General features: G+C 63.3%; 22 protein-coding genes. 10 read left to right on the top strand and 12 right to left on the bottom strand.

The features are described from left to right. Positions 1 to 34 precede the first annotated feature (34 nt). Positions 35 to 538 carry an N-acetyltransferase family protein gene (locus tag AC1Z3V_RS18295; protein ID WP_483500875.1) on the top strand — a complete coding sequence of 168 codons (504 nt, stop codon included), beginning with the start codon at positions 35 to 37 and terminating at the stop codon, positions 536 to 538. 228 nt (positions 539 to 766) lie between these two features. On the opposite strand, the gene lepA is transcribed toward AC1Z3V_RS18295, so the two are convergent. Continuing rightward, positions 767 to 2593 (bottom strand): translation elongation factor 4, encoded by a 1827-nt coding sequence (gene lepA / locus AC1Z3V_RS18300; protein ID WP_483500877.1) that lies wholly within the window; start codon positions 2591 to 2593, stop codon positions 767 to 769. 70 nt (positions 2594 to 2663) lie between these two features. Continuing rightward, on the bottom strand, positions 2664 to 3905 hold the full coding sequence (locus AC1Z3V_RS18305; RefSeq protein ID WP_483500879.1) for an MFS transporter: 1242 nt from the start codon (positions 3903 to 3905) through the stop codon (positions 2664 to 2666). A 218-nt stretch (positions 3906 to 4123) separates the two neighbouring features. Between AC1Z3V_RS18305 and AC1Z3V_RS18310 the strand changes: the two genes are divergently transcribed. The 4 genes from AC1Z3V_RS18310 (at position 4124) to AC1Z3V_RS18325 (ending at position 6973) form a co-directional block, all read left to right on the top strand. Further along, complete coding sequence (locus AC1Z3V_RS18310; RefSeq protein WP_483500881.1) at positions 4124 to 4702, top strand: helix-turn-helix domain-containing protein; 579 nt, start codon at positions 4124 to 4126, stop codon at positions 4700 to 4702. Positions 4703 to 4704: 2 nt separating this feature from the next. After that, positions 4705 to 5232 carry an N-acetyltransferase family protein gene (locus tag AC1Z3V_RS18315; RefSeq protein ID WP_483500883.1) on the top strand — a complete coding sequence of 176 codons (528 nt, stop codon included), beginning with the start codon at positions 4705 to 4707 and terminating at the stop codon, positions 5230 to 5232. 262 nt (positions 5233 to 5494) lie between these two features. Next, positions 5495 to 6520 (top strand): histone deacetylase family protein, encoded by a 1026-nt coding sequence (locus AC1Z3V_RS18320; RefSeq protein WP_483500885.1) that lies wholly within the window; start codon positions 5495 to 5497, stop codon positions 6518 to 6520. Positions 6521 to 6619: 99 nt separating this feature from the next. Continuing rightward, positions 6620 to 6973 carry an antibiotic biosynthesis monooxygenase gene (locus AC1Z3V_RS18325; RefSeq protein WP_483500886.1) on the top strand — a complete coding sequence of 118 codons (354 nt, stop codon included), beginning with the start codon at positions 6620 to 6622 and terminating at the stop codon, positions 6971 to 6973. A gap of 57 nt (positions 6974 to 7030) precedes the next feature. Here AC1Z3V_RS18325 and AC1Z3V_RS18330 read toward each other — a convergent pair whose 3' ends face one another. After that, positions 7031 to 7669 (bottom strand): exopolysaccharide biosynthesis protein, encoded by a 639-nt coding sequence (locus AC1Z3V_RS18330; protein WP_483500888.1) that lies wholly within the window; start codon positions 7667 to 7669, stop codon positions 7031 to 7033. 248 nt (positions 7670 to 7917) lie between these two features. Here AC1Z3V_RS18330 and AC1Z3V_RS18335 point away from each other — a divergent pair, with 248 nt between their 5' ends. Further along, positions 7918 to 8580 (top strand): YiaD family glycine zipper/OmpA-like lipoprotein, encoded by a 663-nt coding sequence (locus tag AC1Z3V_RS18335; protein WP_429810775.1) that lies wholly within the window; start codon positions 7918 to 7920, stop codon positions 8578 to 8580. A 56-nt stretch (positions 8581 to 8636) separates the two neighbouring features. Here AC1Z3V_RS18335 and AC1Z3V_RS18340 read toward each other — a convergent pair whose 3' ends face one another. The 6 genes from AC1Z3V_RS18340 to epmA form a co-directional block, all read right to left on the bottom strand. After that, a complete protein-coding gene (locus AC1Z3V_RS18340; RefSeq protein WP_483500890.1) occupies positions 8637 to 9461 on the bottom strand; it encodes a class I SAM-dependent methyltransferase in 825 nt (274 codons plus the stop codon). 98 nt (positions 9462 to 9559) lie between these two features. Next, complete coding sequence (locus AC1Z3V_RS18345; protein WP_483500891.1) at positions 9560 to 10987, bottom strand: MFS transporter; 1428 nt, start codon at positions 10985 to 10987, stop codon at positions 9560 to 9562. 87 nt (positions 10988 to 11074) lie between these two features. Next, positions 11075 to 11968 carry an RNA polymerase sigma factor SigJ gene (gene sigJ, locus AC1Z3V_RS18350; protein ID WP_483500893.1) on the bottom strand — a complete coding sequence of 298 codons (894 nt, stop codon included), beginning with the start codon at positions 11966 to 11968 and terminating at the stop codon, positions 11075 to 11077. Between the two features lies 1 nt (position 11969). Further along, complete coding sequence (locus AC1Z3V_RS18355; protein WP_483500895.1) at positions 11970 to 12401, bottom strand: carboxymuconolactone decarboxylase family protein; 432 nt, start codon at positions 12399 to 12401, stop codon at positions 11970 to 11972. A 166-nt stretch (positions 12402 to 12567) separates the two neighbouring features. Next, positions 12568 to 13620: a lysine-2,3-aminomutase-like protein gene (locus AC1Z3V_RS18360; RefSeq protein WP_483500897.1), complete on the bottom strand. Its 1053-nt coding sequence runs from the start codon at positions 13618 to 13620 to the stop codon at positions 12568 to 12570. Then, on the bottom strand, positions 13617 to 14669 hold the full coding sequence (gene epmA / locus AC1Z3V_RS18365) for an EF-P lysine aminoacylase EpmA (protein ID WP_483500899.1): 1053 nt from the start codon (positions 14667 to 14669) through the stop codon (positions 13617 to 13619). Before epmA ends, AC1Z3V_RS18360 begins: the two co-directional genes overlap by 4 nt. A 160-nt stretch (positions 14670 to 14829) precedes the next feature. Between epmA and efp the strand changes: the two genes are divergently transcribed. Then, positions 14830 to 15399, top strand: coding sequence for an elongation factor P (gene efp, locus AC1Z3V_RS18370; RefSeq protein WP_429810782.1), 570 nt, complete (start codon positions 14830 to 14832; stop codon positions 15397 to 15399). A gap of 165 nt (positions 15400 to 15564) precedes the next feature. Next, positions 15565 to 16806 (top strand): class I SAM-dependent methyltransferase, encoded by a 1242-nt coding sequence (locus AC1Z3V_RS18375; RefSeq protein ID WP_429810783.1) that lies wholly within the window; start codon positions 15565 to 15567, stop codon positions 16804 to 16806. On the opposite strand, the gene AC1Z3V_RS18380 is transcribed toward AC1Z3V_RS18375, so the two are convergent. Next, entirely contained in the window at positions 16796 to 17626 is an 831-nt protein-coding gene (locus AC1Z3V_RS18380; RefSeq protein WP_483500901.1) for a C40 family peptidase, read from the bottom strand. The genes AC1Z3V_RS18375 and AC1Z3V_RS18380 overlap by 11 nt on opposite strands. A 166-nt stretch (positions 17627 to 17792) precedes the next feature. Between AC1Z3V_RS18380 and mbfA the strand changes: the two genes are divergently transcribed. After that, the gene (gene mbfA / locus AC1Z3V_RS18385) at positions 17793 to 18776 is read left to right on the top strand and encodes an iron exporter MbfA (RefSeq protein ID WP_429810785.1); all 984 of its coding nucleotides are present in this window, start codon (positions 17793 to 17795) and stop codon (positions 18774 to 18776) included. Positions 18777 to 18848: 72 nt separating this feature from the next. Here the strand turns inward: mbfA and AC1Z3V_RS18390 are convergent, their stop codons facing one another. Continuing rightward, positions 18849 to 19469 (bottom strand): transglutaminase-like cysteine peptidase, encoded by a 621-nt coding sequence (locus AC1Z3V_RS18390; protein WP_429810786.1) that lies wholly within the window; start codon positions 19467 to 19469, stop codon positions 18849 to 18851. A gap of 290 nt (positions 19470 to 19759) precedes the next feature. Continuing rightward, complete coding sequence (locus AC1Z3V_RS18395; RefSeq protein ID WP_483500903.1) at positions 19760 to 20560, bottom strand: alpha/beta hydrolase; 801 nt, start codon at positions 20558 to 20560, stop codon at positions 19760 to 19762. 217 nt (positions 20561 to 20777) lie between these two features. Between AC1Z3V_RS18395 and infC the strand changes: the two genes are divergently transcribed. Beyond that, entirely contained in the window at positions 20778 to 21314 is a 537-nt protein-coding gene (gene infC, locus AC1Z3V_RS18400; protein WP_173518054.1) for a translation initiation factor IF-3, read from the top strand. Positions 21315 to 21543 lie beyond the last annotated feature (229 nt).

Raw genomic sequence — 21543 nt, forward strand, 5'->3', positions numbered from 1 at the left:
AATGATCCGGACGATTTCAGAAGGACAATTTTCGATGACGAATGAGATGAAGACGATCCATGTGCGCCCGGCGCGACCTGACGACGCACCGGCACTCTGTGCCTTCCTGAACGAGATCATCCGGATCGGCGGCACCACCGCCCACCAGGCGCCGTTCACGCCCGAAAGCTTCGTGGCGCACTATCTCGCCGGCCCCGGTTTTGTGAGCTGCTTCGTCGCCGAGGACGAGAATGGTGAACCTTGCGCTTTCCAGGCGCTGGACCGCTGGGACGGAATACCCGAGGACTGGGCCGACATCGGCACCTTCTCCCGTCCCGGCAACAAGGTGCCCGGCGCCGGCACCGCGCTCTTCAAGGCCACTTGCGATCACGCCCGCTCGATCGGCCTCAAGGCGCTCAACGCCACCATCCGCGCCGACAACCTGGGCGGCCTCGCCTATTACGGCAAGATGGGCTTCGTCGACTACAAGGTCGACAAGGCCGTGCCGCTGAAGGACGGGCAGTTGGTGGATCGGATTTCGAAGCGGTATTTGCTTTGAGGGGTGCAGCGCTTCGCTTCGCTGCCTGAGTCGCCGACTCCTCAATAGGTCGTCATCCTCCGGCTTGCTCCTGCGTCATCCTCGGGCTTGACCCCAGGATCCATTCACGCACCCATATCGCCGGCACGGCGCTCTTGAATGCCACCCACAACTCGGCTTGCACAGCTCAAGCCCGAACTAAAAAGGGCGACCCGAGGGCCGCCCTTTCAACCTTAGAGGCATGCTCGCCTACTCGTCGCCCATCTTGAGCGCGGCGATGAAGGCTTCCTGCGGGATTTCCACCTTGCCGAACTGGCGCATGCGCTTCTTGCCGGCCTTCTGCTTTTCCAAGAGCTTGCGCTTGCGGGTGGCGTCGCCGCCGTAGCACTTGGCCGTCACGTCCTTGCGCAGCGCCGAGATGGTTTCGCGGGCGATGACGTTGCCGCCGATCGCCGCCTGGATCGGGATCTTGAACATGTGCTTCGGGATCAGCTCCTTGAGCTTTTCGCACATTTCGCGGCCGCGCTTCTCCGCTGCCATCCGGTGCACCATCATCGACAGCGCGTCGACCGGCTCGCCGTTGACGAGGATCGACATCTTCACAAGGTTGCCCTCTTTGTGCTCGGTGATCTGGTAGTCGAAGGAGGCATAGCCCTTGGAGATCGACTTCAGGCGGTCGTAGAAGTCGAAGACGACTTCGTTGAGCGGCAGGTCGTAGGTCAGCATCGCGCGGGTGCCGACATAGGTCAGCTCGATCTGGATGCCGCGACGGTCCTGGCAGAGCTTGAGGATGCCGCCGAGATAGTCGTCGGGGGTCAGGATCGTCGCGCGGATCCACGGCTCGTGGATCTCGGCGATCTTGACGACGTCGGGCATGTCGGCCGGGTTATGCAGCTCGCGTTCCGTGCCGTCGGTCATGAACAGCTTGTAGACGACCGAAGGAGCGGTGGCGATCAGGTCGAGATCGAACTCGCGCTCCAGGCGTTCCTGGATGATTTCGAGATGCAGCAGGCCGAGGAAGCCGCAGCGGAAGCCGAAGCCGAGCGCTGCCGACGATTCCATTTCGAAGGAGAACGACGCGTCGTTGAGGCGCAGCTTGCCCATCGCCGAGCGCAGGTCCTCGAAGTCGGCGGCATCGACCGGGAAGAGGCCGCAGAAAACCACCGGCTGCGCCGGCTTGAAGCCCGGCAGGGCCTTGTCGGTCGGGCGCTTATCTTCGGTGATGGTATCGCCGACGCGGGTATCGGCCACTTCCTTGATCGAAGCGGTGATGAAGCCGATTTCGCCGGGCCCAAGCGCTTCCATATTGACCATCTTCGGCGTCAGCACGCCGACGCGTTCGATCGTGTACTTGGCGTCGGTGCCCATCATGCGGATGGTCATGCCCTTCTTGAGCGTGCCGTCGATGATGCGCACGAGAACCATGACGCCGAGATAGGTGTCGTACCAGCTATCGACCAGCAGCGCCTTCAAGGGGGCCGCATCGCCGCCTTCGCTCTTCGGCGCCGGCAGCTTGGTGACGATCGCCTCGAGCACATCAGGGATGCCGAGGCCGGTCTTGGCCGAAATCAGCACGGCGTCGGAAGCGTCGATGCCGATCACTTCCTCGATCTGCTCCTTGATGCGGTCGGGTTCGGCCGCCGGCAGGTCGATCTTGTTGAGCACGGTGACGAGCTCGTGGTTGTTGTCGATCGCCTGGTAGACGTTGGCGAGCGTCTGGGCTTCGACGCCCTGGGATGCGTCGACGACGAGCAGCGAGCCTTCGCAGGCCGACAGCGAACGCGAGACTTCGTAGGCGAAGTCGACGTGGCCGGGGGTGTCGATCAGGTTCAGCACATAGGTTTCGCCATCATTGGCCTTGTAGTGCAGGCGCACCGTCTGGGCCTTGATGGTGATGCCGCGCTCGCGTTCGATATCCATGCTGTCGAGCACCTGCTCGGACATCTCGCGCTCGGCGAGGCCGCCGGTGGATTGGATCAGCCGGTCGGCAAGCGTCGACTTGCCGTGGTCGATGTGGGCCACGATCGAGAAGTTGCGGATATGCGAAAGGGGCGTCTTCGAAGATGTTGTGCTCATGGGCCGCATATAGCAGCGCCTTCAACCGCCGCAAAGCGGGAAATGAAGGCTTCGTTCACTATAAATCGGCCTATTCGGCGCCCGCCTCGGCATCGACGAGCGCGCCGGCATTCGGCACCTGTGCGCTCCTGATCTCGAAGCTCTCGCGCTCGGCCACCGGAACCTCGTCGCGTTTCCTCAGCCGCATGAGCACGAAGAGGGCGTAGAGGGCGGCCACGGCCATCGCCGCATAGATGAAGGTGCGCTGCCCGAAGATGGGCGTCGTGAGCGTCACCAGCATCGGCACGACGGTCGCGGCGATCGACCAGGCGACCAGCATGGTGCTGGCAAGCGGCACGAAATCGGCGGGATCGGTGCGGTCGTTGGCATGGGCATTGGCGATCGAATAGACGGTCTCGACCGCGCCGGCAAAGAGCGCGAAGACCAGCATCAGCAGGATCAGATTGCCGAAGGAGGCAGACAGTGCGAAGAAGCCGGCGGCGAGGATCAACAGGCAGGTGCCGATCAGCACGAGGCGCCGGTCGATCCGGTCGGACAGCGTTCCCATCGGATACTGGATGGCGATAAGTCCGAACTGCATCACGAACATCAGGTTGGCGACATCGCTCTGGCTGACGTCGTTGGCGGCCGCATAGATCGGCGTGAAGCCCTGCACCACCATCGACAAGCCGCCGGCGGCAAGCACGCCGATGAAGGCGACGGGGGAATTGCGCCAGACCATCGGGATATCGATGCTGACCTTGGCGGGCGCCGGCGGCGTCGGCAGTCGCGTCAGCCCGATCGGCAGGAGAGCAAGCGCCGTGAAGAAGATGGTGACGAGCGGCGGCAGGTTGCCGTCGGCCGGGATCTGCCCGAACAGCCAGGCGCCGGTGCCGAGCCCGATGACATAGGCCATGTAGAACAGTGCCATCGCCTTGCCGCGCCAGTGGTTCTGGCTGGCATGGTTGAGCCAGCTCTGGGCGATGATGAAATTGGTGTTGCCGGATGCGCCGTAAAGGCCGCGGGCAAGCACCCACAGGAGCGGATGCATGCCGAGCGCGATCGTCAGCGCCGAGAGGATGACGAGCGCCATCGAACAGGAGAAGGCGCGGGCATGGCCGACGCGGCGGATCATCGGCCCGGCGATGACGCAGCCGATCAGCCCGCCGAAGGCGATCATGGTGACGGCCGCGCCCGGCACCCAGTCCGGCGCGTCTGAGCGCGTCAGCGCGAAGGGCACATAGGCGAGCATCATGCCGTTGCCGATCGCAACCGCCGTCATCGAGATGACGATGCTGGCGATCGAGGTCAGCGAGGAGGGCTGCTGTGTCATGTCCAACCTGTCGATGAAGGCGCACCTGAAGGGCGCACGGGCGTGATCGATGAGAACTGTCTAAAGTATTGAAGTGTAAGCTTTTCTCGTTTCTGCTCGCGAAACTGTCACCATAGCCGAAAAGGCCTTGTCGTGCTGTCGTCAAAGCGGCATCGCATGCCCGTATTTTAAACTTTCTCAGCCTTGACTCCACTATATGAGAAATGCATTCTCAAATAATGGAAAATGTCACCGACCCTCTGGAATATGCCATCGGCGAGCGGATCCGCACGCTGCGCACGGAACAGAACCTGACACTCGACGACCTTGCCGGCAGTTCCGGCGTCAGCCGCGCGATGATCTCGCGCATCGAGCGCAGCGAGGCGAGCCCGACCGCCCAGCTTCTCGCCAAGCTCTGCAGCGCGCTCTCGACCACGCTCTCTGCCCTTTTTGCCTTCGAGACCAAGGAGGCATCGCCGCTCGCAAAACGGGCCGACCAGCGGCTCTGGCGCGATCCTGAATCCGGCTATCTGCGCCGCTCGGTTTCGCCCGATGGTCTCGGCTCGCCGGTCGATATCGTCGAGGTCGAGTTTCCGCCGGGCGCCCGTGTCGTGTTCGAGCGCCAACCGTCCGACCGGGGCATCACCCAGCATCTCTGGCTGTTTTCCGGCCGGCTGGAACTCACAACCGAATCCGGCTCCCATTCGCTCGAGCCAGGCGACTGCCTGTTCATGGGCTTGGGCGCGGGCCACATCTTCCACAATCCGCATGATGAGCCGGCTCGCTATGCCGTCATCCTTTGCCGCACCAAGGTTTGACCATGCCCGATTTCCAGATCCGCTTACTCGATGAAGTGCAAGCGCGCGCTGCCATGCCGGCGCTTGCCGAGGTACTGTCCGATTGCGTCGAGGGTGGCGGCTCGGTCGGTTTCATGCAGCCCTATCCGCCGGAAAGCGCACTTGCCTATTGGCGGGGCGTCGTCGAAGCGGTCGCGGCGAACGAAACGCTGCTGGTGGTGGCGGAGGAAGCAGGCCGCATCCTCGGCACCGTCCAGGTCGGCGTCGCTCAGATGCCGAACCAGCCGCACCGCGGCGATCTCAAGAAATTGCTCGTCCATCGCGCCGCCCGCGGCAAGGGCTTGGCGCGGCGGCTGATGGAGGCGGTCGAGCGCGAAGCCGCCGCCCGTGGCAAGACGTTGCTGGTGCTCGATACGGCGACCGGCAGCGAGGCGGAGGCGATCTATCCCCGCCTTGGCTGGGAGCGCGTCGGTGTCATTCCGGATTACGCGATGTGGCCGGAAGGCGGCCTTTGCGCCACGACCTTCTTCTACAAACGGATTGCGGATTAGCGGCATTTATTTGCGTCTTGCCCCTCACCCTCTCCCCGCCTGCGGGGAGAGGGGACGTGGAAGAGCCGCTGAGGCCTCACCTGTCGTCACAGGATATGCTGAGAGTAGTGAATGCGGGCGAGCGGGGCCGGGCGTGTCCTCCGCCCCGCTTGCGGGGGGGAAGGTGGCCGGCAGGCCGAATGAGGGGGCTTCACTCAGTTTGCGAAGTCAATAGCCTGGGGTAGGGTACCGGCGCCCGTCTGTTGCCTCTCAGGATACCCCCATGCGCATCTTCTACACCGAGGACCACAAGCTCCGCGACGCCAAGACCGAGCTCTTCGGCGGCGAACTCGTGCCGCCCTTCGAGGCGCCGTTTCGCGCCGAGTGGATTCTGGCGGCAGTAAAGGAAGCGGGCTTCCGTGATGTCGTCGCCCCCGAGCGTCACGGTCTTGAGCTCGCGCTCAAGCTGCATGCGGCCGACTATCTCGATTTTCTCGAAACCGCCTGGTCGCGCTGGGTCGCCGACGGCTATCGCGGCGAAGCGATCCCGGCCTGCTTCCCGGCCCGGCGCATGCGCCAGCGCCCGCCGAAGGATATCGACGGCGCGCTCGGCTATTATTCCTTCGCGGCGGAAACGGCGATCACCGAAGGCACCTATGCCGCTGCCCGTGCGGCGATGGACTGCGCCATCTCGGCCGCCGATCATATTCACGCCGGCAGCCGTGCCGCCTTCGCGCTCTGCCGGCCGCCCGGCCATCATGCGGCGATCGATCTCTACGGCGGCTATTCCTTCATCAACAATGCCGCCTGCGCCGTGCAGCGCCTGCGGGACCACGGTGCCGCAAAGCTTGCCGTGCTCGACGTCGACTTCCATCACGGCAACGGCACCCAGGATATCTTCTACGAGCGCGGCGACGTCTTCTTCGCCTCGCTCCATGGCGATCCGGTCGATGCCTTCCCGTATTTTCTCGGCTTTGCCGACGAGGAGGGTGCAGGCGAAGGCCTCGGTACGACGAGGAACTATCCGCTGCCGCGCGGCACGCTCTTCGACGCCTGGTCGGAGGCCATGGCCGATGCGCTTTCGCGCATCGAGGCTTTCGGTGCCGAAGCTCTGGTCGTCTCGCTCGGCGTCGACACCTTCGAGCGCGATCCGATCTCGTTCTTCCGGCTGACGTCTGAGGACTATATCCGCATGGGAGAGGCGCTGAAGCGCACCGGCCTGCCGGTCGTCGTCTGCATGGAGGGCGGCTACGGCGTGCCGGAAATCGGCCTCAACGTTGCCAATGTGCTGAAGGGCATTTCCGGCTGAAGAACCTTTTCCGAAAAGAGCGATGCTCTCTATTGACCTCAACTATGCTTGAGGTCGTACGCCCTGCTCTTGTTCAAAAGAGATCAGAGGAAAAGAGCAATGAGCACCGCACCCGAAACGGCAGTCGTAGCGCCGCTGTACCGCATCAACAAATACACCGTGCCGGTCGCGGCGCGGCAGCAGTTCGTCGAGCTGGTCGACAAGACGCTTGCGGTCATCCGCAAGCAGGATGGCTATGTGAAGGACCTGTTCCTGGAGCAGCACGCCGGTCCCGGCCAGTTCGATTTCATCACCATGATCGAGTTCGCCAGTGCCGATGTCGCGCCGAAGGTCGCGGCTGCTCTGGGTGAGTTCGACCGCAACCTTGGCCTCGATCGCGAAGCCCTGATGAAGACGCTCGGCATCCGCACCGACTTCGCCAGTTACAGGGCTTTCGGCGGGCTGGCCGCGTAGCACGACCGCGCCCGGCAGCATGCCGGGGCGGATTCGCCTTTGAGGCGCGCGGGCGCGTCAGGAGACGAAGAAGGACGAAAGTCCCTGCCCGGCGGCAAAGGCCATATAGGCGAGCACGGTGAAATAAACGGTCGTCGCGATCAGGAAGAGATAACCGCCGGCCACCATCAGTCCGTCGCGCTGGATAATGCCGAGCGAGAGTAAGAGGATCGCGATCCCCGGCAGCGTGTTCGACAGTGGGATGAGCCCGAGCGGGAACATCAAGAGAATGCCGCCGGCCATGATCATCAGGCCGTTGAAGCGATTCATCACCGCGCCCTGCGTCAGGAAGCCGAGGCGCGGCCGCACGTAGCGGTCGAGCTTGGAAACGATGCTCGCCCCCTTCTGCAGGGTCGGTACCAACTTCTCGGTCTCGATCTTGCGGTCGAGAATGCGCTGCGGCACCCAGGGCAGGCGGTTGAGCGTGACCGACACGGAGATCAGGATGATCGCCGCGCCGAAAACGGTGCTGACGCCGGGGATCGATACCGGCAACAGGAACGGCAGCGTGAGCAATGCACAAAGCAGCAGGAAGCCCTGTTCGCCGATCTCCGTCATCAGCTCGCGCAGCGTGATCGTCTCACCACGGATGGAGGCAATCATGCCGTTGAGCGTGTCGCTGAGACTGCGTTGCGTGTCGCCGAACTCGATTGCCATCAAACCTTGCCTCGTCTTTATCAATAGGTGGCGGCGCGAAGCCGCGCACATTTCATCCTGGTCGCCTGGATGCCCGTCCTACCAAGGGCATGTGAAGGATCGGTTATGGTGTGGCCCGACCGGCACACCATAATGGGGCGAAACGGCATTTGCCGTTAAACCATGGCGTGATTGGGACGCCTCTTCATCTTCCTGCCGCAATCGCTAGTATGAAGCACTTTCGAGCACCAATGGGGACAACTGATTCCATGATCAAGAAATGCGCCATTCTGGCTGTTGCGGCCATCTATCTTTCGGGATGCACCACCACCGATCCCTATACGGGTGAACAGAAGATGTCGAACACGGCCGGTGGCGCGCTGATCGGCGCAGGCCTCGGTGCCGCGACCGGTCTGCTCGTCGGCGGCAGTGCCGCAGGCCGGCGCGACGCAGCCCTCGTCGGCGCCGCGATCGGTGGTCTCGGCGGCGGCCTGATCGGCAACTACATGGACCAGCAGGAAGCGGAGCTGCGCGCCCAGCTTCAGGGCACCGGTGTCTCCGTGACCCGCGCCGGCGACCGCATCATCCTCAACATGCCGTCGAACATCACCTTTGCGACCGACCGCGACCAGGTGATCCCGGCCTTCTACGATACGCTGAACTCGGTGGCGATCGTGCTGCGCAAGTTCAACAAGACGTTGATCGACGTCGACGGCCATACCGATTCGACCGGCAGCGCCTCCTACAACCAGGGTCTTTCCGAGCGCCGCGCCGCCTCGGTAGCCAACTATCTGGCAGGCCAGGGCGTCGATCAGCGCCGCATGTCGGCCATGGGCTACGGCAAGGAGCGTCCGATCGCTTCCAACGCAACGGAAGCCGGCCGTGCGCAGAACCGCCGCGTCGAAATCTCGATCGCTCCGATCAAGGCCTGATCGGCAGACATCGACTGCTTGTTATCGAGGGGCTGCGCCGCGAGGCGCGGCCCCTTTCATCTTTGTTTGAAACGGTAGCGCAGCAGGCGCCCCATACGGCGCAGCATGGGGATCGCGCTGACGAACTGAATCGCGATCCGCGCCATCGGCGACATGCGCGCAATCTGCGCAGCATCGTAATCGTGAATGTCTTCGAGCAGCGTCAGCCCGGGCACCTCCCGTTCCAGCGCCCGTGCGTCTTCGATCCCCCAGCGAAGCTCCGCGCCCGTTGCGCGCAAGGACGGATTGAAGCGCAGAAGCTCGATGCCGAGATGGCTATAGGCGTCGAAGACGATCTCACCGCCGGCAAGGCAGGTGACAAGCCGTCGCATGAGGTCGCGCACCTCCTGGTCGTGAAGATAGGGCAGCACGCCTTCGGCGACGACGATCGTCGGCCGGTCATCGGGGATGCGGTCGATCCAATCCCGCTCGGTAATGGACGAGGCGATCGCGCTGCAGCCGATGCGCTCGGGGAAGAGCTGCTGCCGCAAGGCGATCACATCCGGAAAGTCGACCTCGAACCAGGCGACGGAAGAAGGCGGATCGAGCCGGAGAATCCGTGTATCGAGGCCGCAGCCGAGATTGAGCACGGCCGCATCGGGGTGGCTTTGGATGAAGGCTCGAGTCCATCGGTCGAGCAGATAGGCGCGAACCGCAATGCCGATCGTCATGTCGTGCCCGACATCAGGCGCTTTCGCCTTGCCGTCGAGGCGTCGCATCAGCTCGGCCGCAAAGCGATCGCGCAGAAGGGAATCGGAAAACGCGCTCTCCGCAGCCTTCGCCCGGAGCGTGATCAGCAACGTTTCGCGCACGCCATGAAGGCCGATGCTCTCGGCTTCCATCGTCTCCTCCCCACGGCGCCGTCGAACGGGTCAGCGGTGCCGCAGTCCTTGCGTCGCGGCCCACTGTCGTTTCGGCGGGCCGCAATACCCGACAAGGCCTAGCCCGCCGCTCGTCTTGCGCGCCATACGCGCCTCGCCGTCAGCACCGCCAGTGCCGGCAGCAGCGCGAACAGACCGAAGAGCCAGGCCGTCGCCAGTGCCACGCCGCCCTGCGACGACGACTCAATGCCGGCGAGGTTGGCGGTCAGCCCGGCAAGCGCCGCGCCGAGTGCTGCGGCAAAGAGCTGGACCGTGGTGATCGAGCTCGATGCCTTCTCCGCTTCGCCCACTGGCGCGAACTCGTAAACCGCCGTGACGATATGCGGCCAGGCGAAACCCATGCCGAAGCCGACCGCGATGATGCCGATGCAGAGCGGTGCGGCGATGACAAGGAACTCTGCGCCTGCAATCGGCATGAACAGGGCGATTAGGGTCAGGCCGATGAAACCGAAGGCCGGACCGGCAAAAATCGTCTTCTTCGCCCGCTCTCCGTGCCAGTGGGCGCTCGTCATCGATCCTGCCGTCCAGCCGATCGACATCAGCGCTGCGATATAGCCGGCCACCAGCGGCGACAGCTCATGCAGTTCCTGCAGCAGGTACGGCACATAGATTTCCGGCTGCAGGCCGACCATCAGCAGCGTGATCGTACCATAAAGGGCGGCCAGCGGGGAGGTGAGGGTGAAGCTGCCGGAGGGCAAAAGCTTGCCCGCCGCACGACGCTCGACGAACAACAGGCTCAGGAACAGGAAGATCGCGGCTCCGACGCAGCCAATTTGTTCGAGCGCCATGGTGCGCGTGCTCGCAACCGAAAGCGCCAGTACGATGCCGACCAGAAGCAGGAGTTGCAGCAGCGGAAGCGGCGTGCGCCCGTCTTCGGCGGTGGCCTTGCGCGGCAGCGTCGAGAAGGCGAGGGCGGCAAGCAGCGCCGTCAGCGGCAGCAGCGACCAGAAAGCCATGCGCCAGGTGGCGAACTCGGCAAACATGCCGCCGATTGCCGGTCCGATCAAGGTCGCCGTTCCCCAGGTTGCCGAAATCAGGCCGATGGCGCGGGTCCAGAGTTCGGGCCGGAACACCTGCCGGATCACGCCATAGGCGAGCGCATAGAGCAGGCCGCCGCCGAAGCCCTGGATCGCGCGGCCGGCAAGCAGCATCGCCATCGAAGGGGTCGTGGCGCAGAACAGCGTCCCCAAGCCGAACACGAGCGCGCCGATCGCATAGGCACCACCGGCGCCAACGGCACCGAGCAGCCGCGCCGACAATGCGGCGCCGAGAATGGAAGCGGCAACGAAGACGGTGGTGCTCCAGGCGTAATATTCGAGCCCGCCGACCTCGCGCACGATCGACGGCATGATCGTCGTCACCACATAGACGTTGAGCGCATGCAGCGCGACGCCGCCGCTGAGCACGAGCGAGTGCACGGCGTTTTCGCCTGTCAGCAGCGCGCGCCAGCCGGTTTTCTGTTGCGGAGCGGGTGTTTTTTCAAGCATGTCAGTACCTCACGCGGGCATCGCGGCGGACGCGCACCGGCTCATCCGGTATCGGGAGATCGCGTTCGCTTCGGCGGTGCCGCTATGTCAGTGGAGCGCAGCCTCGCCAAAATGCGTGAGCTTGTCCGGGTTGCGCATGATGAAGATGTCGTCGACGTTTCCTTCACCGTCATAGCCGAAGGCGACCGTCGCGGCGATCTCGTTTTTCGCTTCGTCCCGAAGCACGATGCCGCGGCCGCCATTGATGTCGCCGATTTCCCAGGCGTAGTGCGCCCAGTATTCGGTGAGCCGATCGATGATGAAGGCGAGCACCGTCTCCTTGCCGGAGAGCACGCCAAGCATGGTTGCCACCTTGCCGCCGCCGTCGGCCGTCAGCTTCACGTCGGCCGAAAGAAGGGCTGAAAGCCCAGCGACACTGCCGCCGTGGATTGCCTGGTGGAAGGCCGACAGCAACGCGTCCTGCCGCTCGCGCGGCGTCTGGTGCCGGGCTTTCTCCAGGCCGATATTCGTCTTGGCACGCGACACCAGTTTCCGGGCGGCCGCCTCCTGCATTTCCAAGGTTTCGGCCACCTCGTCATAGGGCTGGCCAAAAATCTCGTGCAACAGATAGGCGGCGCGCTCCTTCGGCGTCAGCCGTTCGAGCATCAGCAGGAACGCCGTCGTCAGCGAAGAGGTCAGCGCCAGCTTCTCTTCGGCGTTGTCCTCGCTCGCCGTGTGGATCGGTTCGGGCAGCCACGCACCGACATAGTCGACGCGCTTGCGATGCGCGGCCTTCAAGAGATCGAGGCAGCGGCGCGTACACGCGGTCGTCAGCCAGGCCGCAGGGGTTTCGATCGCCGCGCGATCGATCTCCTGCCATTTCAGGAAGGTGTCCTGCACCGCATCCTCCGCATCCGCGCGCGAACCGAGGATGCGATAGGCGAGGCCGAGAAGGCGCGGGCGCGCTTCCTCGAAGATCTGCATGTGCTGCCTGTCGTTCATGTCAGTGTCTCGAAATCTGGATGCGGTTCCAAAGGTTGATCATTGCCACCGTCGAGGTGATGACGCTGATCTCCTTTTCGCTGAAATGCCGGCGCAGCTCGGCGCGGAGCGGTGCGAAATCGGTGCGCGGTTCGAGTTCCGTCAGCGCTTCGGTCCAGGCAAGTGCTGCCTTCTCGCGCGGCGTGAAATCATTGACTTGGTCCCAGACGATAATGCGGTCGAGCCGCTCGCTGCTTTCGCCTTCGGCACGGGATTCCTTGGTGTGCATCTTCACGCAGAAGCCGCAGCGGTTGATCTGCGAGGCGCGAAGCTGCACGAGATTGTGGATCGTCCGGTCGAGCCCGTGCAGGTCCATGGTCTTGTGCACATCGGCGAGCGCCCCGAGCACATCGGGGATTTCCTGTTCGTAGCGGACGGCTTTCGTATCGGTCATGGTCTCAACTCCATCGTTGTCGTGTTGCTTATGACCATGTGACGATTGACGCAGGATACCTGTGACGCGCCTTCGCGATTTTTCCGCGCAAGGCACCAAGAAAAATGTGGCTTCCAGATATTTTGATGAAGTTTCAATAGGTTGGCGAGACGCGATTTCTCGCGTATCAGCCTTTCGGCGGGTAGCTGTGCTCGCCGCCGCGAAAGTCGGTGACCGTGTAGCAGCCGCCGCCGTCGGCGGCGATCGCCGCCGCACTGATCACCGCCTTGCCGTGGCCGCCGGGAATGTCGAGGATATAGGTCGGCTGGCAGAGGCCGGAGACCCGGCCGCGCAAGGCGGCGACCAGCGCCTGGCCTTCCTCGATCGTCAGGCGGAAATGGCTGGTGCCCGGTGCCAGGTCCGGATGGTGCAGATAATAGGGCTTGATCCGGGCTTCGACGAAGGCGCGCATCAGCGCGGCCAATACCTCCGCATCGTCATTGACGCCCTTCAAGAGCACCGACTGGCTGATCATGACGATGCCGGCATCGATCAGGCGCGCCGCGGCGGCGCGCGCCTCTTGCGTCAGCTCGCGCGGGTGGTTGGCATGCAGGGCCACATATGTCGCCTTGCCGCTGGATTTCAGCGCCTCGATCAGGTCGGCGTCGATGCGCGATGGTTCGACCACCGGCACCCGCGTGTGGAGGCGGACGATCTTCACATGCGGGATCGGCTTCAGCCGCTCCATGAGCTCGGTTAGCCGTCGCGGCGAAAGCACCAGCGGATCGCCGCCGGTGAGGATCACTTCCCATATTTCCTCATGATCAGCAATGTAGGCGATCGCCGCGTCGAGTTCGGCCGGCGTCAGCGTGCCAAGCCCCTGCGGCCCGACCATCTCGCGACGGAAGCAGAAGCGGCAATAGACCGGACAGACATGCACGGCCTTTAAGAGCACGCGGTCCGGATAGCGGTGCACGATGCCCGTGACGGGGCTATGCGGCTTGTCGCCGATCGGGTCTTCGCGCTCCTCGGGAAGCAGCGTCAGTTCGGCCGCATCCGGCACGAACTGCCGGGCAATCGGGTCCGAAGGATCGTTCGGGTCGATGAGGTCGGCGATGACAGGGCTGATCGCGACGGCATAGCGCTCGGCGACCGCGGCAATGGCGGTCTCCCGGGAGCTGTCGACGAGACCGGCTTCCACCAGCTCGCGCGCGGTCTTGATCGGGCGGTGGACGTTCACGGCTGCGTCTCCGCCACCGGTGCCCAGAGCACCTGGTCGATGCGAGACGCACCGGTTGCCAGCATCACCAGCCGGTCGAAGCCGAGCGCAATGCCGCTCGCTTGCGGCATGATGGCGAGCGCCGCCAGAAAATCCTCGTCGAGCGGATAGGTTTCGCCGTAGACGCGTGCCTTTTCGGCCATCTCCATCTCGAAGCGCCGGCGTTGCTCCGCTGCGTCGGTCAGCTCGCCAAAGGCATTGGCGAGCTCGACGCCGCAGGCATAGAGCTCGAAACGTTCTGCGACCCGCCGGTCGCGCCCGGCCGGCCGCGCCAGCGCCGCTTCTGCTGTCGGATATTCGTCGAGGATCGTCGCACGGCCGAAGCCGAGATGCGGCTCGACCTTTTCCACGAGCACGCGGCTGAAGAGATCCGCCCAGGTGTCATCGGACGCGACCCGCAGGCCGACCGTCATCATGGCCGAGGCGAGGCGATCGCGGTCGGTTTCGCCGTCGGCGGCGATCGAGGCCAATAGGTCGATGCCGGCGAAACGCTCGAAGGCTTCGGCGACGCTGAGGCGCTCGGGCGTGGCGAAGGGATCGCAGGCATGTCCCTGGAAGGTGAACTGCCTGGTGCCGGTAGTCTCCGCCGCGAGCGCCAGGATCTCGGCGCAATCGCGCATCAGCGCCTCGTAGCTTTCGCCGGCGCGGTACCATTCGAGCATGGTGAACTCGGGGTGATGCAGCGGCCCGCGCTCGCGGTTGCGGTAGACATGGGCAAAGCAGGCGATGCGCCGTTCGCCGGCGGAAAGCAGCTTCTTGCAGGCGAATTCCGGCGAGGTGTGCAGGTAGAGAGGATGGCTGGAGCCGTCGTGGTTGAGCGCCTCTGTCGCGAAGGCGTGCAGATGCGCTTCGTTGCCGGGCGAGACCTGCAGCGTCGCTGTGTCGACCTCGATGAAATCGCGTGTCTCGAAGAACCGGCGCAATGCCGATTGGATCCGGTTGCGGCCGAGAAGAAACGGGCGCCGGTCGGCATGGACATCGGGTGTCCACCAGGGTGAGGCATGCGACATGATCGGTTCAGTCCAGGCTTTCTTCGCGCAGATGCCGGCTCAGGCTGGCTATTTGCACGAAATTAGGGTAGTGGCGGCGCGAAATCCTTCTTTCCGCCTCCTTCAGGGCCAGTGTTTCCGGCCCGTCGTGTCGCGCATACCTCTGTTACAAGGAAGACTAATGGTCAAGGTCATCGCTTCATCTGTCCGTAAGGGCAACGTTCTCGACGTCGACGGCAAGCTCTATGTCGTACTTACCGCGCAGAACTTTCACCCGGGCAAGGGTACGCCGGTTACCCAGGTCGACATGCGCCGCATTTCCGATGGTGTTAAGGTCTCCGAGCGTTACCGTACGACCGAGCAGGTCGAGCGCGCCTTCGTCGAAGACCGCGAGCACACCTTCCTCTATGAAGACGCAGAAGGCTTCCACTTCATGAACCCGGAAAGCTATGACCAGCTGGTCATGACCGCCGAAGACATCGGCGATCTCAAGGCTTACCTGCAGGAAGGCATGGCGGTCATGCTTTCGATTCACGAAGGCCTGGCGATCGCCATCGACCTGCCGCGCCACGTGATCCTCGAAATCACCGAGACCGAACCGGTCGTCAAGGGCCAGACGGCGTCGTCGTCCTATAAGCCGGCGGTTCTGTCGAACGGCGTTCGCACGCTCGTTCCGCCGCACATCCAGGCCGGCACCCGCGTCGTCATCGCGACGGAAGACGGCTCCTACGTCGAGCGTGCCAAGGACTGAGGCCTAAGCCAGTCGTATTGGATGGGGACGGCAGCGAAAGCGGCCGTCCCCGTTTTCGTTTCGGGAGCCGCGATCGGCAACCAGAAATTTAAGGAGCGCATTTCGAAAAACGGGTGCTAGGATGCGGCCGCTGCCAATACGACGGTTTGTCACGAGAGGGCCTGCATGTTTCCATTGTCGCATATGATGAAGTCGTTCATTCGCAAGGGTCGCCTGACGGTGATCGACGCCGATGGCAAAAGGCACGTCTTTTCCGGCACGCCCGGGCCCGAAGTGACGATGCGGCTCACCGACAGGAAGCTCTACCGCAGCCTCGTCTTCAATGCCGAACTCGCCGCCGGCGAAGCCTATATGGACGGCACCATGCGCTTCGAGGAGGGCTCGACGCTCAGGGACTTCCTGACGCTGTTCTCGATCAACCGCCTTTCACTCGGCTCCTACCCGATCCAGAAGCTCCTGCGCGCGGTGAAGATGCGCTTCCGCAAGCGCCAGCAGGCAAACCCCAAGGGTAAGGCGCAGCAGAACGTCGCGCATCACTACGATCTCGGCAACGAATTCTACAAGCTGTTCCTCGACGAGAACATGCTCTACTCCTGCGCCTATTTCCGCGAACCCAACGAGACGCTCGAGAAGGCGCAACGCAACAAGTTGAGGCTGCTCGCCGCCAAGCTCTGCCTCGAACCCGGCATGAAGGTGCTCGATATCGGCTGCGGCTGGGGCGATCTCGCGATGTACCTTGCCGAGCTTGCGGATGTGCAGGTGCTCGGCGTGACCCTTTCCAAGGAACAGCAGGCGCTGGCCACGGAACGGGCGCGCGCGGCCGGGCTGTCGGACCGGGTGCGCTTCGAGCTTAGGGACTATCGCGATGTCCAGGGGCCGTTCGACCGTATCGTTTCGGTCGGCATGTTCGAGCATGTCGGCGTGCATCACTATGACGAATTCTTCAAGAAGCTGAACGCGCTGATGCCGGACGACGGCCTCGCGGTGCTGCATTCGATCGGCCATATGAGCCCGCCCGGCATGGCGAGCCCCTGGCTTCGGAAATACATCTTCCCCGGTGCCTATTCGCCGGCGCTTTCGGAGGTCTTCGAGGTCGTCGAGCGCAACAGCCTCTGGGTCACGGATCTCGAATTCCTGCGGGTGCATTACGCGACGACGCTCGCCCATTGGGGCGCGCGCTTCGAGGCGAACCGCGACAAGGTGATCGCCCTCTACGACGAGCGCTTCGCCCGCATGTGGGAGTTCTACCTGATCAGCGCCGAGATGATGTTCCGCACCGGCAGCCAGCTCGTCTTCCACATGCAGCTCTCGCGCTCGCGCGATGCGGCGCCGATCGTGCGCGACTACATCACCGATCGTCAGCGCGATTTCATGGCCCGCGAACAGGCGCTTACCCTCAACCTTTGAACGGGCGATCGCTGTCGCCATGCCAGCGCAGCCGCTTGTAGTCGAAGCCGAACTCGAGCGTCGGCTTCACGATCGCGAAGAAGGGCGAGAGATCGAAATCGCGCGGCGTATAGAGCGAGTGGTGCCGGATGTGCAGGATCTCCTCGCGCGAATAGGTCGAGGTCGCCGCGGCCCGCCCGGGCGCCCGGGTGACCTCGGGCAGGATCGGGTAGCGGATCTGCTCGAAGGCGGCCGCAATCAGCGTCGAGCAGATCGCCCGCGTCGGATCGCCGGAGCCGAAGGCCAGCAGGCGCCGGCGCCAGCGCACGGGCACCGGTGGCGTCGGCATGAAATAGCGCAGCATGTCGAGGATGTTCTTCAGGTCGTATTTCATCCCGAGCCGCGAGATCATGAAGCCGACAAGCGCCGTGCGATCATCCGGCGTCAATGCGATCGGCCGGCAGACGCGCGTGTTGAACGAGGCATATTTCTTCAGCGGCACCGCAACGCAGCCCTCGCCGATATTGACCTCGATGAGTTGCGGCCGCTCGATGACCGGCAGCGTTGCCTGATCGAGCGTCAGCGGCATCTGGTCGCCGGCAAAGAAGGCGGCATGCGACCAGGTCGATTGCGTCAGATATTTGATCGCGGCCGAAACCTTCTGGTTGCCCTCGATCAAGAGAACGTCGCCCGGGCGGAGCGTGCGCGCCAGGGTTTCCTGATCGGAAGGGGTATAGGGCTCATAGCCGGACGTCTGCGCCTGCAGGCGCGCGGCAAGCCTGGCGCCGAGACGATCCAGCAACGTGTCCTTGCTTTCTGAAAGCGGATAGATGGTCCTCATCGAGGCGATCGCTCCGGGAAGGGAGGGGACTGACGTCGTGACCCCGCATGGTGGCTGAGCCGCGACGCTCTGTCGAGAGATTGTCGCATGTTTGCATGGCTTTGACCTTGACGGTGCCGACTTGGCTTTCTATTTTTAGAATTATTCTAAAGAAGGTTTTCTCTCAATGTTTTCGAGTCTCTTCTCCCGGTCCAAGCGCCCTTTTCTTTCCTTGAGCGAGCAGGAAATCCTGGCGCTCGCAATCTCGTCCGAAGAGGACGACGGGCGCATCTATCTCGCCTATGCCGACGCGCTCCGGCGGCAATATCCGCACTCGGCAAAAGTGTTCGAGGAGATGGCGGAGGAGGAAAGCCACCACAGGCAGTGGTTGATCGATCTGCATGTGCAGCGCTTCGGCAGCCGCATTCCGCTCATCCGGCGCGAACACGTGCGCGACTTTCCGGAGCGCAAGCCCGATTGGCTGATTGCCGAGATGCCGATCGAAAAGGCGCGCGAGGAAGCCGAAGCGATGGAGGAGACGGCGCACCGCTTCTATGTCGAGGCGGCGGCGCGAACCCAGGATGCCGCCACACGCAAGCTGCTCGGCGATCTCGCCATTGCCGAGAAGTCGCATGAGTCGCTGGCACGCCGGCTTGGTGAGGAGCATACGCCCGAAGCTGTGCGCGCCGAGGAGGACCAGACCTCGCGCCGTCAGTTCATCCTGACTTTCGTTCAACCCGGTCTCGCCGGCCTGATGGACGGCTCGGTCTCGACGCTTGCGCCGATCTTTGCCGCCGCCTTCGCGACGCAGGATACCTGGCAGACCTTCCTGGTGGGTCTTTCGGCCTCCGTCGGTGCCGGCATTTCCATGGGTTTTACCGAGGCCGCCCACGACGATGGCAAGCTCTCCGGCCGCGGTTCGCCGATCAAGCGCGGCCTCGCTTCCGGCATCATGACGGCATTGGGCGGTCTCGGCCACGCATTGCCCTATCTGATCCCGCATTTCTGGACGGCGACCGTTACCGCGGCCGTGATCGTCTTCTTCGAGCTCTGGGCGATAGCCTTCATCCAGAACCGCTACATGGAGACACCGTTCCTGCGGGCGGCATTCCAGGTGGTGCTCGGCGGTGGTCTGGTGCTCGCGGCCGGCATTCTGATCGGCAACGCGTGACGGGCGAGCGATGGATGTGAAAAAGGGCCGGTCTGACCGGCCCTTTTTTGAAACCCTGTACTTTGCTCCGGATCAGTTGCCGACCGAACCGACGACGACTTCCGCGCCGTTTTCGATGGTGACCCAGCGGCCGCTGTGGTTCGAGGCCTGACGCTTCAGATAGCGATAGGGTGTCTGCGTCCAGAGCTTGACGCCGTTCTCGAGATTGTCGAGCACGAAGTCGCCCTGCGACGTGCGCACCGTCAGCACCGCATGGCCTTCGCCATCGGGCTTGCGGACGACGGTGATCAGGAGATCGCTCGCCGAGAAGCCCTTGTTCATCAAACGCTTGCGCTTTTCGAGCACGAAGTCCTCGCAGTCACCGGCGTTGTCAGGATAGGACCAGACCTCGTCCCGGCCGTACAGTTCCAGGTCGGTGACCGGCATGATCTCGCGATTGACCGCAGCATTCACCTGCCGGATGGCGGCCCAGCCGCGTTCGGTCACGCGCGGAGCAACCGTTCCCTTGGAGCGCACGTTGCATTCGCTCTTGTATTTCTGGCAGAACTCATAGTGACCGATCGGCTGTGACGTGGCGGAGCCGGTCTGCATCCATGGAGAGGAACCTGCCTGTGCAGGAATTGCCGTGTTTGCTGAAATGAAAAGTGCGCAAAACGCCGCGATACTTCCCTTAACCCCAGTCCAAGACGCCATACATATCCCCTGCAACGCGGTATGCCGGGCTCTTCCTGTCCGGACGTATTCGCGCAATCCTGAGTTGAAGGCAGCTTCTTTAGGATCGTCCCCGCTGCTGCTCTAATCGTTAATAAAGAGTTAATAACGTCGGCGCTGCAGAGTCAATCGCCGGAATCGGCGCATCGGGTTTTATGGTTAAAGGCGGGGCTGTGCGCGCGCAAACCGTTGCGCCGCAGGAGATCTGCGGCGCTGGACAGGCTTTTGGGAAAGTCGTGGCGGAAGGGGCGGGCGGTTTTTCCGCCCGAGGCTCAGGCGAGCATCGTGCCGATGGCCTGCTTCATTTTAGCGATGTCTTCTTCACGCGAAAGGCGATGGTCGCCGTCGCGGATGAGCGTCATGACGACATCGTCGGAGGGCAGGTGCTCCATCAGCCGCAGCGCATGGGTATAGGGCACGTCGGGATCGCGCATGCCCTGCAGGATGTGCACCGGGCAGCCGGTGGTGATCGTGCCGTCGAGCACCCGGTTGGCGCGCCCGTCTTCGATGAGGGCGCGGGTGAAGATGTTCGGCTCCGGGCTATATTCGGAGGGTTCCTCGAAATAGCCGCGTTCGGCAAGCGAGGTCCTCTCCGCTTCCGTCAGGTTGGGTTCGATCAGTTCCGCGGTGAAATCCGGTGCCGGCGCGATCAGCACGAGGCCGGCGACGCGCGATCCGTCGCCACGCCGCCTGAGCTCCTGGATGGCGCGCAGCGCGATCCAGCAGCCCATCGACGAGCCGATCAGTACGACGCGGCCCGGCGCCGCCTGATCGATGACCGCAAGGCTCTCCTCGAGCCAGCGCGAGATCGTGCCGTCGGTGAAGGCGCCGCCGGAGGAGCCGTGGCCGGAATAGTCGAACCGAACGCAGGCCGCACCCCGTTCGATGGCGTAGCGCTCGACCTCGACCGCCTTGGTGCCGGTCATGTCCGAGCGGTAACCACCGAGCCAGACGAGCGTCGGCTGTCCCGATGGCTTCGCCGGGTGGCGCACGCGCATCGCGATCCTGCGCCCGGCCGCAGACACGCCGACGTCGATGAAGCTGATTTCCGTCTCGGCTGGCGTATCCTGCATGCGTTTCTCTCCAAAGGCCGGTTTCGCTGGCGATTTTCTTTCTAAAACAGATTCGCCTTGGTATCGACAGGTGGTGATTTTCCTTGCAAGCCGTGCTATTGACTCTGGCGCCGCAATTCACACATTGCCGTCGGTGACAGATTCAGGCGCTTCGTTTGTGATCGCGCCGATGATCGAATTAACTACATTTCGGAAATAGCTCGAGGAGAGTACGACCATTCGCAGACCGTTCAAAGCGGACGCCCCAGTCAAGGAGGGGCCGCGCTCAAACAAGGAAATCCGGGTTCCCCGGGTTCAGCTTATCGATGCCGAAGGCCAGAATATCGGCGTCGTGCCGATCGACCAGGCGCTCCGCATGGCGGAAGAGGCCGGTCTTGATCTGGTAGAAATCGCACCGAACTCCGAACCGCCGGTGTGCAAGATTCTGGATCTTGGCAAGCTGAAATACGCCAACCAGAAGAAGGCGGCCGAAGCGCGCAAGAAGCAGAAGATCGTCGAAATCAAAGAAATCAAGATGCGCCCGAACATCGACACGCACGACTACGACGTGAAGATGAAGGCGATGAACCGGTTCTTCGAGGACGGCGACAAGGTCAAGGTCACGCTGAAGTTCCGCGGCCGCGAAATGGCCCACCAGGAACTGGGCATGAAGCTCCTGCTTCAGGTCAAGGACGATACCCAGGCGATCGCCAAGGTGGAGGCCGAGCCGAAGCTGGAAGGCCGTCAGATGATGATGGTTCTGGCGCCGCGCTGAGCCGTCGCTGCCGTCGATAGCAAGACCGATCCGATGAAAGCCGCCTTCCGGGCGGCTTTTTTCGTTGCGGCGTCGTGCCGGCGCTTTCTGACAGAATGCTGACAGCCATCCTCAGCGATCTGTCAGCAAACGGATGCCATTCTTCGTGCAAAGGCAACGGGACAAGGACTGGAGATGATGAGTTCAGCGCTGCGAAAAGCCCTGCTTGTTTCCTCGGTCGGTCTCTGCA

This window comes from Ensifer sp. 38_S197, assembly GCF_056924495.1.

Bases quoted from the DNA above. Each gene is read 5' to 3' on its own strand.
- AC1Z3V_RS18295 (WP_483500875.1), top strand. From the start codon at position 35: ATGACGAATGAGATGAAGACGATCCATGTGCGCCCGGCGCGACCTGAC.
- lepA (WP_483500877.1), bottom strand. From the start codon at position 2,593: ATGAGCACAACATCTTCGAAGACGCCCCTTTCGCATATCCGCAACTTC.
- AC1Z3V_RS18305 (WP_483500879.1), bottom strand. From the start codon at position 3,905: ATGACACAGCAGCCCTCCTCGCTGACCTCGATCGCCAGCATCGTCATC.
- AC1Z3V_RS18310 (WP_483500881.1), top strand. From the start codon at position 4,124: ATGGAAAATGTCACCGACCCTCTGGAATATGCCATCGGCGAGCGGATC.
- AC1Z3V_RS18315 (WP_483500883.1), top strand. From the start codon at position 4,705: ATGCCCGATTTCCAGATCCGCTTACTCGATGAAGTGCAAGCGCGCGCT.
- AC1Z3V_RS18320 (WP_483500885.1), top strand. From the start codon at position 5,495: ATGCGCATCTTCTACACCGAGGACCACAAGCTCCGCGACGCCAAGACC.
- AC1Z3V_RS18325 (WP_483500886.1), top strand. From the start codon at position 6,620: ATGAGCACCGCACCCGAAACGGCAGTCGTAGCGCCGCTGTACCGCATC.
- AC1Z3V_RS18330 (WP_483500888.1), bottom strand. From the start codon at position 7,669: ATGGCAATCGAGTTCGGCGACACGCAACGCAGTCTCAGCGACACGCTC.
- AC1Z3V_RS18335 (WP_429810775.1), top strand. From the start codon at position 7,918: ATGATCAAGAAATGCGCCATTCTGGCTGTTGCGGCCATCTATCTTTCG.
- AC1Z3V_RS18340 (WP_483500890.1), bottom strand. From the start codon at position 9,461: ATGGAAGCCGAGAGCATCGGCCTTCATGGCGTGCGCGAAACGTTGCTG.
- AC1Z3V_RS18345 (WP_483500891.1), bottom strand. From the start codon at position 10,987: ATGCTTGAAAAAACACCCGCTCCGCAACAGAAAACCGGCTGGCGCGCG.
- sigJ (WP_483500893.1), bottom strand. From the start codon at position 11,968: ATGAACGACAGGCAGCACATGCAGATCTTCGAGGAAGCGCGCCCGCGC.
- AC1Z3V_RS18355 (WP_483500895.1), bottom strand. From the start codon at position 12,401: ATGACCGATACGAAAGCCGTCCGCTACGAACAGGAAATCCCCGATGTG.
- epmA (WP_483500899.1), bottom strand. From the start codon at position 14,669: ATGTCGCATGCCTCACCCTGGTGGACACCCGATGTCCATGCCGACCGG.
- efp (WP_429810782.1), top strand. From the start codon at position 14,830: ATGGTCAAGGTCATCGCTTCATCTGTCCGTAAGGGCAACGTTCTCGAC.
- AC1Z3V_RS18375 (WP_429810783.1), top strand. From the start codon at position 15,565: ATGTTTCCATTGTCGCATATGATGAAGTCGTTCATTCGCAAGGGTCGC.
- AC1Z3V_RS18380 (WP_483500901.1), bottom strand. From the start codon at position 17,626: ATGAGGACCATCTATCCGCTTTCAGAAAGCAAGGACACGTTGCTGGAT.
- mbfA (WP_429810785.1), top strand. From the start codon at position 17,793: ATGTTTTCGAGTCTCTTCTCCCGGTCCAAGCGCCCTTTTCTTTCCTTG.
- AC1Z3V_RS18390 (WP_429810786.1), bottom strand. From the start codon at position 19,469: ATGGCGTCTTGGACTGGGGTTAAGGGAAGTATCGCGGCGTTTTGCGCA.
- AC1Z3V_RS18395 (WP_483500903.1), bottom strand. From the start codon at position 20,560: ATGCAGGATACGCCAGCCGAGACGGAAATCAGCTTCATCGACGTCGGC.